The sequence below is a fragment of the Colwellia maritima genome (genome assembly GCF_022669015.1).
GTDB classification, from domain to species: domain Bacteria; phylum Pseudomonadota; class Gammaproteobacteria; order Enterobacterales; family Alteromonadaceae; genus Colwellia; species Colwellia maritima.
This window is the reverse complement of sequence record NZ_JAKKSL010000002.1, coordinates 874,716-889,520: the sequence shown is the minus strand read 5'-3', so window position 1 is coordinate 889,520 and position 14,805 is coordinate 874,716. Positions and strand designations below refer to the sequence as shown.

Annotated in this window: 9 protein-coding genes and 3 pseudogenes; 5 read left to right on the top strand and 7 right to left on the bottom strand. The window is 36.9% G+C overall.

The genetic code is table 11. The features are described from left to right. The first annotated feature begins 85 nt into the window (after positions 1–85). On the top strand, positions 86–1,759 hold the full coding sequence (gene pgi / locus L3081_RS14395; protein WP_274620547.1) for a glucose-6-phosphate isomerase: 1,674 nt from the start codon (positions 86–88) through the stop codon (positions 1,757–1,759). A gap of 115 nt (positions 1,760–1,874) precedes the next feature. On the opposite strand, the gene L3081_RS14390 is transcribed toward pgi, so the two are convergent. Continuing rightward, positions 1,875–2,165, bottom strand: coding sequence for a putative quinol monooxygenase (locus tag L3081_RS14390; RefSeq protein ID WP_242286797.1), 291 nt, complete (start codon positions 2,163–2,165; stop codon positions 1,875–1,877). Positions 2,166–2,443: 278 nt separating this feature from the next. Next, positions 2,444–3,469: a zinc-binding alcohol dehydrogenase family protein gene (locus L3081_RS14385; RefSeq protein ID WP_242286796.1), complete on the bottom strand. Its 1,026-nt coding sequence runs from the start codon at positions 3,467–3,469 to the stop codon at positions 2,444–2,446. Between the two features lie 127 nt (positions 3,470–3,596). Between L3081_RS14385 and L3081_RS14380 the strand changes: the two are divergent. Next, positions 3,597–4,538: pseudogene (locus tag L3081_RS14380) on the top strand (LysR family transcriptional regulator). Positions 4,539–4,657: 119 nt separating this feature from the next. After that, positions 4,658–5,125, top strand: a complete 468-nt coding sequence (locus L3081_RS14370) for a low molecular weight protein-tyrosine-phosphatase (RefSeq protein ID WP_242287053.1) — start codon at positions 4,658–4,660, stop codon at positions 5,123–5,125. Between the two features lie 126 nt (positions 5,126–5,251). On the opposite strand, the gene L3081_RS14365 is transcribed toward L3081_RS14370, so the two are convergent. Both L3081_RS14365 and L3081_RS14360 read right to left on the bottom strand, forming a co-directional pair. Beyond that, positions 5,252–6,055, bottom strand: coding sequence for a hypothetical protein (locus L3081_RS14365; RefSeq protein ID WP_242286793.1), 804 nt, complete (start codon positions 6,053–6,055; stop codon positions 5,252–5,254). Beyond that, a complete protein-coding gene (locus tag L3081_RS14360) occupies positions 6,052–7,239 on the bottom strand; it encodes a hypothetical protein (protein ID WP_242286792.1) in 1,188 nt (395 codons plus the stop codon). Before L3081_RS14360 ends, L3081_RS14365 begins: the two co-directional genes overlap by 4 nt. Before the next feature lie 246 nt (positions 7,240–7,485). Here L3081_RS14360 and L3081_RS14355 point away from each other — a divergent pair. Beyond that, a pseudogene (locus tag L3081_RS14355) lies at positions 7,486–8,791 on the top strand (DEAD/DEAH box helicase). Between the two features lie 118 nt (positions 8,792–8,909). Here the strand turns inward: L3081_RS14355 and L3081_RS14350 are convergent. Then, a complete protein-coding gene (locus tag L3081_RS14350) occupies positions 8,910–10,781 on the bottom strand; it encodes a choice-of-anchor I family protein (protein WP_242286791.1) in 1,872 nt (623 codons plus the stop codon). Positions 10,782–11,243: 462 nt separating this feature from the next. On the opposite strand from L3081_RS14350, the gene L3081_RS14345 reads away from it, so the two are divergent. After that, positions 11,244–12,425, top strand: coding sequence for an NAD/NADP-dependent octopine/nopaline dehydrogenase family protein (locus L3081_RS14345; protein WP_242286790.1), 1,182 nt, complete (start codon positions 11,244–11,246; stop codon positions 12,423–12,425). 219 nt (positions 12,426–12,644) lie between these two features. Here L3081_RS14345 and L3081_RS14340 read toward each other — a convergent pair. Then, positions 12,645–13,696: pseudogene (locus tag L3081_RS14340) on the bottom strand (3-deoxy-7-phosphoheptulonate synthase). Positions 13,697–13,992: 296 nt separating this feature from the next. Next, positions 13,993–14,802: a posphoenolpyruvate synthetase regulatory kinase/phosphorylase PpsR gene (gene ppsR, locus L3081_RS14335; RefSeq protein ID WP_242286789.1), complete on the bottom strand. Its 810-nt coding sequence runs from the start codon at positions 14,800–14,802 to the stop codon at positions 13,993–13,995. Positions 14,803–14,805: the final 3 nt, after the last annotated feature.

Below are 14,805 nucleotides of genomic sequence, written 5' to 3'. Positions count from 1 at the left end.
TGAGGTATTTTACTATCTATCATTTTTACATTCAGTTTTATATTAGTTCGTTATCACATTAACTCATTAATTTTAGAGTATAACTATGCGCAAAAATAACCAAGCATTAAAAAGAACACTTCTTCCCGTACCGCAAGCACTGGTTGAACACGCGAATGAAATGAAAACCCAACATATGAATGACTTGTTTTCGCAAGACAGTGAACGTTTTTCCAAGTTTTCTATTCAACTCCCCTCATTATTACTCGATTATTCTAAAAACCGGATCACGGATAAAACCATTGCTCATTTAATTGATTTAGCAAAAGATTGTGAAGTAGAGCAATGGCGTGAAAAAATGTTTAATGGTGAGCATATTAATCGAACTGAAGACCGAGCCGTTTTACATGTGGCACTTCGTAATAGAGACAAAAAACCGATTATGCTCGACGGAAAAAACATTACCCCTGATGTTGAAAAAGCTTTAGCAAAAATGCACGCTTTCACAGAGCAAGTAAGGCAAGGAAAATGGCTTGGTTATTCGGGTAAACGAATTACCGATATTGTAAATATTGGCGTTGGTGGTTCAAACCTTGGTCCTCAAATGGTTACCGAAGCTTTAAAACATTATAGTGATCACAGCGTTCAGGTACATTATGTGTCGAATGTTGACGGTACTCAAATTGCTGAAGTGCTTCGTCCTTTAAATCCAGAACGCGTGTTATTTATTGTGTCGAGTAAAACATTTACGACCACTGAAACCATGACCAATGCTATGACGGCGGTTAACTGGTTAACGTCGTCTTCATTTAGTAAAAAGTCGGTAGCAAAACATTTTGTTGCGGTAAGTGCTAATAAAGAAAATGCCATGGCCTTTGGTATTGATGAAGATAATATTTTTGACATGTGGGATTGGGTTGGCGGACGATTTTCTTTATGGTCAGCTATTGGTTTACCTATTGCGTTGGATATTGGTTTTGAGAAGTTTCTTGAGGTATTAGACGGTGCGCATGAAATAGATGAACATTTCTGCCAAACCCCTTTAGAACAGAACGCACCGGTAATTTTAGCTTTGTTAAGTGTGTGGAATTGTACCTTTTTGGGCGCGCAGTCTCAGGCAATATTGCCATATGATCAGCATTTGCATATGTTGTCTGCTTATATGCAACAAGCTGAAATGGAAAGTAATGGTAAATCAGTTACTTGGGATGGCGAAGAAATTGATTACCCAACCGTGCCTTCAATTTGGGGTGAATTAGGGATAAACGGACAGCATGCGTTTTATCAGTATTTACACCAGAGTAATAACGTTGTGCCGGCTGACTTTATCGGGTCGGTAGAAAGTGTTACGCCTGTGCAAGGTCATCATGAAACCTTAATGGCTAACTTTTTTGCACAAACTGAGGCATTAATGTCTGGGGTTAATGAACAGCAAGTACGTGACGACCTGGCGGCAAGAGGGCATCCTAAATCTTATATTGATAAAGTAGCTCCGCATAAAGTTCATAAAGGTAACCGCCCAACTAACACCTTGTTAATGAAGCGTATTTCACCTAAATCATTGGGCAGTTTAATTGCTTTATACGAACAAAAAATATTTGTTCAAGGGATTGTTTTACAAATTTGTTCGTTTGATCAATGGGGCGTTGAATTGGGTAAAGGCTTAGCCAATGAGATAGTAAAAGAGCTTTCTACCAATACAATTAAAGAAACTCATGACAGTTCAACAAAAGGTTTGTTGAAATACTATTGCTCTTCTCGAGCGGCTAGTGACAACTAGGCTAGCTAGAGCTACTTAGTAAATTTTTATAATTAAAAAAGGTAACCAATTTACAATGTTTACAAGTTGTTGTTTGGTTACCTTAGTTGTATTAGTTCTTCAAATTTACTGAAAATTAATCGATTAACGTCATCTCATTTACAGTAAATTCATCTACAGCGCCTTCTGTTGCTGCTAAATAGTCAGCTAGATGCTGATTTGCCATATGTGATTGCCATAATTCACGTGTTTCCCAATTTTCATAAAACATAAAATGTGCCGGGTTTTCATTGTTTTGGTGTAAATCATAATTAATACAGCCCGTTTCAGCACGTGTAATGTTAATAAGCTTTATCAGCTCTGCTTTCACCAAGTCGATTTGGTCTGCTTTGGCTTTTATGTTTGCTACGATAGTTAATTGTGTCATAGTCGTTTCTCTTTATAATCACGTTACAATTGCGTGATGTGAATTGTTTGGTTAAATAACCTCAGCTCGGCTTAATAAATCTTTCTATAATGGCTATTTTTACTAACTTCTTCGTTAAATTCACTTGCAATTGCTCCCTATTGACGCGTAAATTTGCCTTGAATTAAGCAAAACTATCTCATTATAGTGATAAGAGGAAAATTAAATACTAATTTTCAATGAGTTAAAAACTTCTTAACCCGAGTTGAGGTTAAATAGATTTGTGCCTAAAAGAAGAATTAAAAACCTTCTAACACAATTTTTCCTATTGACGTACCTGACTCAAGTGTTTGATGGGCAGCACTTAAGTTTTTAGCATTAATTACGCCTAAATTTTTGCCTAGGGTGGTTTTTAATAAACCTTGATCAATTAAGTCTGCTACGTTATTAAGTATATTATGTTGTTCATTCATATCGGCTGTTTTGAACATTGAGCGCGTAAACATAAACTCCCAGTGCAGAGAAATACATTTAGCCTTAAGCTTACTAATATCAACATGTTGAGGATCGTCAATTAAGGCAATTTTTCCCATTGGGGTTAATAGTTCTACATAGCTGTCTAAGTATGAATCAGTGTGAGTTAAGCTAGCAACGTGTGTTACTGGCCCAATACCTAATTGTTCAATTTGGCTCGCCAAAGGTTTAGAGTGATCAACTACGTGATCAGCACCTAAAGATTTTACCCAAGTTGCTGAGCTTTCGCGTGAGGCTGTTGCAATAACCGTTGCCCCCGTTAATTTGCTCGCTAATTGCACTAAAATTGAACCAACACCGCCTGCGGCACCTACAATTAAAAGTACATCATTTGACGATGTTGTTGTGCCCGGTTGCGTTGCTTTAATTGCTAAACGTTCAAAGAGTAATTCCCAAGCGGTAATAGCGGTTAGTGGTAAGGCTGCTGCTTCGCTATTCGATAGACTTTTAGGTTTGTTACCGACAATGCGTTCATCAACTAATTGATATTCTGCGTTACAGCCTTGACGATTTAAATCACCAAGATAAAAAACGTTATCACCAGGTTTAAAATTTTCTACTAGTTCACCAATGGCAACTACTTCGCCAACGGCGTCCCAACCAAGCACTTTGTGCTGACCTGATTCAGGTGTAACTCTTTCACGGATTTTGCAATCCACAGGATTTACAGCAACTGCATTAATGCGTACTAATAAATCATGGCCTGATGCTTGAGGTTGAGGAAGTTCAATATCAATTAAATATGCAGGGTCTGTTAAAGGTAAAGCTTGATTATAGCCAATTGCTTTCATGATGTTTCTCCATTGGGTTAGCAGGATTGCTTTAAGACGATTTATCTAATGACGCTATAATAAAGCTTGTAAGACAAAAGAAAAACAGCATAATAATTGAATCATTATCAATAATTATTTGACAATTATGCAATTAGAAGATTTAAACGTCGTTTTAAAAGTAGCTGAATTTCGTAGTATTACTGCGGCGGCCGAATGTTTAAATATGCTGACAGCGACGGCGAGCGCTGCAGTTAAACGAGTTGAAAAATCGCTTGGTGCAGAGTTGTTTATTAGAACAACCAGACAATTACGACTGTCTGCCGCAGGCGAACGTTATATTCCCAACTGCGAGCAAGCGATACAGATGCTTGACTTGGCAAGACAGAATGTAAAAGAAGATTTAGATATTGTTGACGGTGAGTTAAGAATTTCGGTGCCGTCTGATTTAGGGCGAAATATCATTCTACCTTGGCTTGATGAGTTTATGCAGATATATTCGGGGGTGAGCGTAAAATTACATATGAGTGATAGTAAAATCGATTTTTACCGTGATCCCGTTGATATTGCTCTACGTTACGGTTCGCCTGATGATAGCGGCTTATATGGTTTTAAAATTTGTAATGTGCCAAGAATACTTTGTGCCGCTCAAAGCTATTTGGATCAATTCGGTGAACCGACGCATCCAAATGATTTAATTAATCATAATGGCCTTTTATATCAATTACGTGACATGGTAAATGATGTTTGGGAATTTACTCATCAAGATTATGAAGGCGTAATTAGTGTTAAAATGAAAAGTGATCGTATTTCAAATGATGCTGAAATAGTTAGGCGTTGGTGCGTTGGCTGGTAAAGGAATCGCCACTAAATCAAGTTTAGATTTGTCTACCGATTTATTAGCAAACAATATTGTACCTATTTTAACGGGGTTTAAGCCCAAGCCGACCGAACTATGGCTTATTTGTCCCAGTAGACAATCTATAACACCACCGTTAGATTACTTAGGGAACATTTGAAACTTAAGTGTGCTGATTTATTAAAACGACTTATTGATAAAGGCATTTTGAACAATATAAGTATTATTTAGTGTTTTGTTTAGTGTATTTTTAAAGGGGAAAATTATCCTTTACCTTTAAAGCAAAACAGCTCAAAATAGTTCGTAACAGCTAATAAATAGACAACACAGGGAGTGTAGTGATTAACATTATGAATTATAAAGAAATAAAAAGTATTCTTTTTGTCTGTATGGGCAATATTTGTCGTTCGCCGAGTGCGGAAGCTGTTTTTAGGAAGAAAGCTGAATTACAAGGGGTGACCTTGAAAATAGATTCAGCGGGTACTGTGGGCGCTCATGCCAGAGAAAAACCTGATCACAGAGCACAAAAAGTGGGTGTTGAACGAGGTTATTCTTTTGATGGTATTAAAGCGCGTAAAGTAACCGCTCAAGATTTTGAAAACTTTGATCTTATTTTAGCAATGGACAAAACTAATCTTGAAGATTTACTGAAAATAGCGCCTGTTCATCTGCATCATAAAGTCATGCTGTTTTTAGAGTTTGCCGAAAATTTTGAAGAAACCGAAGTACCTGATCCATATTATGGTGGCGCAAATGGTTTTCGTTACGTGCTAGATTTAATTGAAGATGCAAGCGATGGGTTACTCGCTAAGCTTTAATTACACCACATAATGTAAAAACACTCTATTTAAACATCGTATATCTGAATATTGTGAAACTCAACATTGTATAACCCCAAATTACATAGCTAAAAAGGAAGGCATTAACCTTCCTCTTTTATTAGCTTATTTATCACTGCCTTCAATTAAAGTTGCATCTGGTAACTCATCTAAATATATAGACGCCATAATACGTTCTTGAGATTCAAGTGCATGCCTAGCCCATTTTTTGTGTTTGTCAGAACGATCGACTCTGTGATTAAACTTTACTTCTAAAAAGCTGTTTTCACTTAAAGGTAAACAATAAAAGTCGTGACGAGATAAACGGTTACTTCTTACTTCTTGATAGAATACCCAATCAGTTTGATTAAATGTCTTGATGAGAGCCGGTGGAATAGAGGGCATACCACAGTTTTCAATCCATCCCATAGCTTCCTCTTCTATTTCTTCTGGTGTCCATTGAGTTGCTCTTTTACTATAGCGTTCAATTGTCTCTTGTCTTATTTTGGTGTTTTTACCACTTGGGCCATTATGGTATTCATCATATTCTTGTATGACGAATTGAGACAGAGCTTGCTTGTCTAACACATTAATCTTATTGGTTTGTTTAATACGTAATTGACAACTTAACATGCCATATTCACTACTTGGTACTAAGGCTATTGGGGGGACATACATCCAATTTTTAGTTATTACACGGACAAAATTATGCTGCTCATATGTTCTTTTATGCTCTTCAAACCACGCAGTGGATGTGTGCGGAAACCCAACATCAACAGAGATAGGTGTTGCGACGACATTACTATCAGGTAGCTCAATACTGAGTTGTTGTGCATTTAAAAGAAAACGATGCGTTATACAGCGATTAGAGTCTGGACCGCCAACAAACCCGCGCCAAAAAGCTTTAATGAGTTGTAATAGGTTTATCATACTCTACTATCACCTTCAGGTAGTTTTTTTATAAACTTTCTTACCTTGGTCGCTGCGGGAATATTACCAGATAATTGCAACTGGTCTGCATAGGTTTTTAGCCCCAAAAAAGGTAACGTATGCGGGCTAATGCCAGGATCTGCTACGAGGTATTTTCCGAATTTAATTGAGCGGGCTAAGCTACTGCCTGATAAATCATTTGTACCACCAATATTAGGCACAGGATCAAAAGGGTTGTTACGAATAGAGTTAATCGTCATCCCTGTATTGTGTGCAACGCGTTGAAGTCGATCAAGGTTAGTACCTGAGCCATGTATAGCAAGTTGTTGAGTGGTTAGCGGCTTACCGTACTTAATGCGGTAGTGCTCTAGCGCAGAACAAAAGATAATAGCCCCTTGACTGTGCGCCACCCATTTAACTTTCTTACCTTGTTGATGATTTTGCGCTAATACCGCCGCTAGGTGTTGGGCATTATGTGATGTTTGCCCTTGGCTTTTATCAAAAATACATTCAACTATATCTAAGCCAAAATTATCAGTCGGGTTATGAAATAGCGTATAGGCTTTTATATTGTCACTTTGATAGGCTGTATCTAAATGTGTTCCCATTAACCATGTAGCCTTATCTAACTCATTCAACATACCATTAACCGCGGCATGTCCCGTATTAATTTTGGTTGTTGGTGTAGGGGCTCTATTCCATGCACCCTTTAATTCTTCAAGTTCATCTTCATCCATTGCTTTATTATAAGTTACAGAAGTTTGCCTATTTACATTGTAAAGCATAGTGCGTTCAGCAGAAAAATTATCTTTTGGACCGTTTAATTGTTTATCAAAGAAAATTTCCTCAATATTAATCTGGTTATCTTTCTGTATGTATTCCAATAAATAATGGTAATTACGGAATGGATATTTAGTGCGCCATAAACGACGTAATGGATTTCGACTATGTTTCAATGAGTTTTTAGCATTAGGGTGTGCACAGATGTGTTCTATGTCTTTTACTACCATATCTTGGTCGTAATCGTTTAACTGAGCTAGCATTGCCAAGGCTTGGCAGGTAAATTTAACTTTATGAAAAGGAAAATTATAATCTAGCTTTACGCCATAATCTCTACATGAAAGGGCATCTATAGCCATCAGTGAATTTGCATTAATTTGTTTATCAAGTTTTGTCCAAGACATAGTAAATTCCATTTAAGTTAAGATTCCATTGCCGTTAGGATATTAGGAAACTAAATCTTTGTAAAGTAACGATAGCCGGCAAATCTAAAGATTCACGTAAGTTTAGATAGGTGACGTTGTGTTATTTGATGTTGCTTGTTCAAGTATGTGATGGTCATATTGTTGTTTATTAGATTTTACATACTCAAGTGGGCGTATATACGCTAAAATAACAAATAATTCTTTATAGCTTTGAACCTTTATTTAATGACCTCTACCAAAACACTCACCCATTTTAATGAACTTGGTCTTATTGCACCTTTGTTAGCGCGATTAGTTGAATTAGACTACCAAGTGCCAACACCTATTCAAGCGAAGGCTATTCCCAAAGATTTTAGCAGGACGAGATTTAATTGGTGGGGCTAATACAGGCTCAGGAAAAACTGCTACGTTTGCCTTACCACTGTTACAGCAATTATCTAATAATCAAACAAATACAGCACAAGCGAAATCTAATAAAAGCAATACAGTAGCTAAACTTATTTTAGTGCCTACGCGCGAGTTGGCTAAGCAAGTGGCTGATAGCATCAAATCTTATGCGGCACACTTTAACGGTGCGATTAAAACGGTGGCTGTGTTTGGCGGTGTTTCAGTTAATACGCAAATGTTGGCTTTACGGGGCGGTACTGATATTTTAGTGGCAACGCCAGGTAGGTTACTTGATTTAATTTCAAGTAACGCTATTAAACTTGATTTAGTCAACACCTTGGTGCTTGATGAAGCTGACCGAATGTTAAGTTTAGGTTTTACCGAAGAATTATCTGCATTGCTTGCATTATTGCCGAAGAAAAAACAAACGTTATTATTTTCAGCAACGTTTCCAGAGCAAGTTCAATCGTTAACACAAACGTTACTTAATAATCCTATCGAAATACAAGTGCAAAGTCGCGATGCTAGCACCTTGGTACAACGTGTGTTTACCGTTAATAAAGGCGAGAAAACAGCGCTGTTGGCGCATTTAATTAATCAACATCAATGGCGACAAACACTGATTTTTGTTAATGCAAAAAATAGTTGCGAACATTTAGGCGGAAAACTCGCAAAGCGTGGTATCGCTGCCGAGGTGTTTCATGGTGATAAAGGGCAGGGGGCGCGTAATCGTGTGCTTGATGCGTTTAAAGCCGGGGAAATTGATGTGCTAATTGCCACAGATATTGCTGCCCGTGGTATCGACATTGAAAAGCTACCCGTTGTGATTAATTTTGACTTACCTAGAAGCCCGCGGATTACATGCATCGCATCGGTCGAAGTGGTCGTGCGGGTGAAATAGGTTTAGCTTTATCGCTGATTGATTTTGAAGATTATCATCATTTTAAGGTGATCGAAAAGAAAAACAAAATACGCCTCGAACGTGAGCAAGTGGTTTGGTTTTGAAGTTGATGAAGAAGCTGTTTCACAACATTTAGCTGAAACTAAACCGATGGCAAAGCCTGAAGGAACCGGCAAGAAAAAACGCAAAAAGAAAACATCGGTCAATGCAGATATTTGGTTGAATTTATCAAATCCTGATTAACTGCTCAGCGTGTATTACTTGAGATGTATGATAGCAAGAAATAGATAACCGAAAAATAACAAAAAATAAACTAGAAACCCCGCAATAAATTCTGTTGCAGGGTTTCTATTGTGTTTTTTTATTCAGCAAGCACTTGGTAAATAGTGACTGAACCGCTGACTTCATTACCAATAATAAGTAATGGTTTTCCGCTAGGGCTGTCATCAGCACTAACAAACTTAATGCTTTCAGGGCCTAAATCGCCTGCACTTGTTATCATGCTACAATCCATGCCTTCGTTAGGATCACATGGGTTGTCTAAGTCGTCATCTAACTCAAAATCAACGTTAAAATCTCGGTTGTTGTAAAAAGCTGAAAAGGTAACGTTAAACGGATTGGTAATATCATAAATAAATAAATCCCCAGAACGTTCACTGGCAATAAAACCATAGGTTCTATCACCCACTTTTCCGACCGCGATGGCTTCAGGTTCTCCACCTTTATCATCTGAGCGATTATCGCCTTTATTTTCAGTGTGAGCACTATTGAAGTTATTACCTAATACTGATGCTGAAATTTTGCCAAAATCATCACCTGAATCATAAACTAAATTGATATTTTGGTCCCAAATAGAAAATGAGCGAGCACCATAAGCGTATAAGGCTTCGTATATACCATCGTTATCTGCATCACCAAGTGCTGTTGTCACTTTTAAACGACCCAAACCATCTGAACCGCCACTTGCATCATAAGCTGCTTGTAATTCAACTGATAAGGCTTTGTTTAGTTCATCAACGTCAATAATGTCTTCTACTCTTACTTCTTCAGAATAACCATCGTAATCGCGCGAGTCACCTTCATTAGCAGACAATACAAAGGTGGCACCTTGCCATTGATAGGTTGTAATGGTGTCTGGTTGGTACATGCCAAATAAATTTTTAACATGACTAAAAGATGGAATTTCATCTTTGTTGGTGAAATCTAGTTGAAATTCATTCCAATTTTTAAAACCTAATGGCTTAATTTCAATTGTGTTATGCTCTAGATCAATGATGCCAATAGCATTATTTTCTTGTAAAGACACAAAAGCCGTTTTGTTATCTTCACTTACACTAATATATTCAGGCTCTAAGCTTTGGGCTAAGCTTGTATTCACTGGTCCTGCTAATTTTAATCCGCGCTGTTTAAGTAAAGCTACTCGCTCGGCATCAGTGTCATAATCATTAGCAGACAAAAGATCACTACTGAAAGTAATGTTTGATGATAAATTGATTTCGTTGGCGATATCTTCGGGTAAATTATTGGTGATACTAATGACAGAGATAGAGCCTTCTGGATCAATAGTATACGCTTTATTTGGTTCACCTTCATTTGCTACAAGCACTTTTGCACCGTCATGAGTAAACGTTACCATGTCGGGTAAAGCACCAACTTTTACTGCTTTAATCAAAGTGCCCGCACCTTGATTGTTTAGTTGGTAAAACAAAACCGCACCAAGATTAGTTTTTTCGTCTGCTTCTACGGCAATAGCTAAGGTGTTTTCGTAGATGGCAATAGAATTAGCTGCGCCTAAAGTGATTATTTCACGTGTATTGTTTGGTAGTAATACATTAACTTCATTTGGAAAAGTAAAAGCGGTTGACGATAAGCTAGTATCGGAAACAGGATTACCAACTTCAGTGTTTGGTAGACTAGTTAAATTGATGACTTCTATTTGATTCAGTGCACTGTTTACGGCAAAAGCCGAGTTTGATGTTTTATGAAATTGAACAATTTCGGCGGCGCTCTTACCTGCAATTTCACTACCACCGGCGCTAAACCGTCCAACCACTTCAACTTTCACCTTGGAAGTTGCATTTTCGCCATTAAAACCTTGATCTCCTTGCTCACCTTGAATGCCTTGCGCGCCTGTTGCGCCTATCTCTCCTTGATCACCTTTATCGCCATCAAATTGACAAGCCGACAATAAAGATATTATTGACAAAGCAATTACTGTTTTTCTTATAGACATGTTATTCCTACTTTTATTAATGAGTTTATTATTTTAAAAACGCAGCAAGTGTAAAAGTAAGACGTGACATTTTTATGTTAGATAAATGAAGGAAATATTACATGAGGGGTAGGGTTTAAAAACATGAGCTAAAAAATGTTGTAATATAATTTAGTTATTGGGTTTTCGGATAAATTAAGAGGGTTTTAAACTTAAGGATAACCAGATTATACAGATATCATTATGGAAATATGCTACAATGGGTTTCTATTAATCACCAATCCATGAATGAATCTCATCGGCATTCGCTGATAGAAATTAATCGCGTTCAATTGGTGAAATATTCGTTTATCCATCACAAAATCCCATCTCAACATCTCAACATCTCAACATCTCAACATCTCAACATCTCAACATTTACGCGTTCAAGGTGATAGATTTTAGTCCCTTTGAATTAATACCTTTAATTATCTAAGGAAAAAAATGAGAATCGCCATAATAGGTGCCGGTAATGCCGGTTCTGCATGTGCGTTTATGGCTGCTGAGGCAGGTCATAAAGTAAGATTATTGAAAACGTCTAATCATATTACTCATGATGAACATTTTGATGCCATGGTTGCAAATAAAGGAATATATTGCATCGACAATACAAAAAATGGCACGTTTACCGATAGTGCAGACGATGCCACTAAAAATTTTCAATCATTAGAATTGATCACCCGTGATCCTAAACTAGCAATTGAAGGAGCTGATGTTGTGATGATTTTTATTCAAACTACTTATCATCCTGAATTAGCGAAGAGAATTGCAAAATATTTTCAGGATAATCAACTTGTCATAATTATTCCTGGCTATGCGGGAAGTATTTTTTATAGTAAATATTGCGATAACAAGCCGATATTTGCAGAAGGTGAATCAACGCCTAATGATGCCAGGGTGGTTGAACCCGGTATCGTAAAAGTTTTATTTAAAAATGCCCGAAATTCACTTTCTTTTTTTCCTTCGGTAACCACCACACGCGGAATGGCTATAGCTGCTAATTTGTTTCCTGCCTATGACATTGATAGAAAAGATGTAAGAAAAAACATCTTTGAATCGGCGCTACATAATCCCAATATTATTGTGCATACAGTGGGACTATATGTTATGTATCCAATGCTTGAATATTGTGCCAAGCATCATCCTGATGAAGTACCGTATATGTACCGAGATGCGCTTTCAACGGATATGGCTTGGCTGATGATTAAAAAACTCGATGCAGAAAAAATGGCAGTTTTATCTGCATTAGGGTGCGAACCAACACCTTACCTTGAAGCTTGTTTATTTAGGAATGAAGAAGATCTAACACAAGATCCTAAAGATGTTTTTGAAAGTTATAAAATTTCGTCGCCTCCTGGACCTTATAGTTTTGATAATAGATACGTAACAGAGGATGTTCCTATGGGATTGGTTTTATTATCTTCACTGGGTGAAAAATTGGGGATAAAAATGCCTGAATGTAATCGTTTAATCGACATGTGTGGTGGTATTTTAACAAGAGATTTTTTTGCTGAGGGTAGAACACTAACGTCATTAGGGTTAGGAGAACTAACGAAAGAAGAATTAATACACTTTGTAACAACGGAAAATATTATCAGTAATCAGACCGCGGTTGGTTATGCTTAATATAGGTTATGATGTTGAGAAATGTTCAGATAATAATACAAACAAGGTAAATTTTATCTAAGTAACGTAAACAAGCATTCTGTCATCTCTTTTTATACGCTGAAATATATAACTTGAAATGACAGATGAGTGCCCAAAACAACATGCTTATGTCGAAAAGCCCTTGTAAAATCTGATAAAAGGCTGATAAATTTTTTACTGTTACTGTTACTGTTACTGTTACTGTTTGTGTTTCACTGCATCCGCTAGTAGCGCTAATATTTCTTCACTGACAGTTAAATCAATACAAGCATCAGTGATACTTTTGCCATAGACTAATGGGGAATCTGTTTTCACTGCTTGATTTCCTGCTTCAATAAAGCTCTCAATCATAACGCCAAACACGCTGTCGTCACCTTGCTTTATTTGTTGGGCAAGTGATCGAGCAACATCAATTTGTTTGTTATGATCTTTGTAACTATTACCGTGACTGCAATCAACCATAATACCGGTGTTTAGTTCTGCTTTCACTAGTTTTTCACGGGTATCTTTAATATCTTCAGGGTGATAGTTAGGTACTTTACCTCCGCGTAAAATTACATGCGAAAAAGGATTACCGTGAGTACGGTATATGCACATTTGACCACTTTTATCAGGTGAATAAAGTACGTGAGGTACGCTTGCTGCCTTTATAGCATCTAAGGCTATTTTAACATTACCGTCAGTACCATTTTTAAAACCAACAGGGCAGGAAAGTGCTGAGGCAAGCTCTCTGTGTACTTGGCTTTCTGTGGTACGAGCGCCAATAGCTCCCCAAATGATGAGGTCAGAGATATATTGACCCGTAACCATGTCTAAAAACTCGGTACCTGCAGGCAAGCCCATAGCATTAATATCTACTAATAATTGTCGGGCAAGGTTTAAGCCTTTTGCTACATGAAATGATTTGTCTAAATCAGGATCGCTAATAAGACCTTTCCGGCCAACCGTTGTGCGAGGTTTTTCAAAATAGACACGCATAACAATTAATAGCTCATTACTATATTTATCACGTAATGTTTTTAAACGTTCAGCGTAGTCAATAGCGGCTTTGGTATCGTGTATTGAGCAAGGCCCAATAATCACTAATAAGCGTTTATCTTCACCAGAAATAATGGCTTCCACTTCCTGACGACTTTTCATGATAAAGTCTGCCGTTTCTTTACTCAGCGGGATTTGCTCTGCAAGTTGAAATCCGGAGAGACTAGGTTTTCAATTAAACTGGTTCGTAGTTCATCTGTTTTAATGGTCATATCATTTCTTTTTTATTGGGTATTCTTTATTAGGTAACCTGAGCTCAGCATATATCAATGATCCTCTAGCAGTTAAAACAATATTGTAACGTATCTTAACTGATTTAAAATATCTTAAACTGAGTTCAAGTTAGGTATTTTACTCTGAAAAAGTAGAACAAAATATTATGAAATAAAGTAAGTGTACGTATAAACTAAATTATGGGCGCTAACATAGCTAAATTTAACGATAATGTGAAATATTTTAACAATATAACGTCTTAAAATTTGATATAGATTTAGCGTTTTTTTCCAATTTAGTACTTATATCTTTGCAGTCCTGTTTCATTAAGAATTTTTGCGGTGATTTCTTCTACCGAAAACTTAGTGGTATTGATGTATGGAATCTTTTCTTTTTTATAGAGTTTTTCTACTTCTCTAACTTCCATTTTACACTGCCTTGCAGAAGAATATTTTGAGTTTGACATTCTGCCTTCACGAATATCGATTAATCGTTGGGCATCGATGGTTAAACCAAATAATTTCTTTTTATGAGGTTTTAAAAACTCGGGTAGTTTAAGTTCGTCCATGTCATCGTCGGTAAATGGATAATTTGCAGCTTTAATGCCGTACTGTAGGGCTAAATACAATGAGCTTGGTGTTTTACCTGACCGAGATACACCAACTAAAATAACATCGGCATCTTCATAATTGGTTACTACCGAACCATCATCATTGGCTAAGGCATAATTAACGGCTTCAATTCTGTAGTCGTAGCTGTTTTCATGAATGCTGTGTGTTCTGTGGGCTTTAGGTTTAGCTTTCATGTTTAATTTTTTTTCTAGTGGTTCAACAAAATGCTCTAAAAAATTAAAAATAATCCCATCACAGCTATCGATGATTTCACGAATATCATTGTTAACAAAGGTATGAAATACCAACGTCAGTTCTTTAGAACGAGCGGTTGCTTTATTAATTTTTGCTTTTGTCTCATTGGCTTTTTCAATTGTTTCGACAAAAGAGATTGTTTGATGCTCAAATTCTGTTGGAAATAATGAAAGTAATGCATGTCCGAAAACTTCAGAGGTGATTGCTGTACCGTCAGAAATATAAAATGCAGTGCGCATGTG

Excerpts from the sequence above, each read along its gene's own strand:
- L3081_RS14390 (WP_242286797.1), bottom strand. The coding sequence starts at position 2,165 with ATGACACAATTAACTATCGTAGCAAACATAAAAGCCAAAGCAGACCAA.
- L3081_RS14385 (WP_242286796.1), bottom strand. The coding sequence starts at position 3,469 with ATGAAAGCAATTGGCTATAATCAAGCTTTACCTTTAACAGACCCTGCA.
- ppsR (WP_242286789.1), bottom strand. The coding sequence starts at position 14,802 with ATGCGCACTGCATTTTATATTTCTGACGGTACAGCAATCACCTCTGAA.
- L3081_RS14350 (WP_242286791.1), bottom strand. The coding sequence starts at position 10,781 with ATGTCTATAAGAAAAACAGTAATTGCTTTGTCAATAATATCTTTATTG.
- pgi (WP_274620547.1), top strand. The coding sequence starts at position 86 with ATGCGCAAAAATAACCAAGCATTAAAAAGAACACTTCTTCCCGTACCG.
- L3081_RS14360 (WP_242286792.1), bottom strand. The coding sequence starts at position 7,239 with ATGTCTTGGACAAAACTTGATAAACAAATTAATGCAAATTCACTGATG.
- L3081_RS14365 (WP_242286793.1), bottom strand. The coding sequence starts at position 6,055 with ATGATAAACCTATTACAACTCATTAAAGCTTTTTGGCGCGGGTTTGTT.
- L3081_RS14345 (WP_242286790.1), top strand. The coding sequence starts at position 11,244 with ATGAGAATCGCCATAATAGGTGCCGGTAATGCCGGTTCTGCATGTGCG.
- L3081_RS14370 (WP_242287053.1), top strand. The coding sequence starts at position 4,658 with ATGAATTATAAAGAAATAAAAAGTATTCTTTTTGTCTGTATGGGCAAT.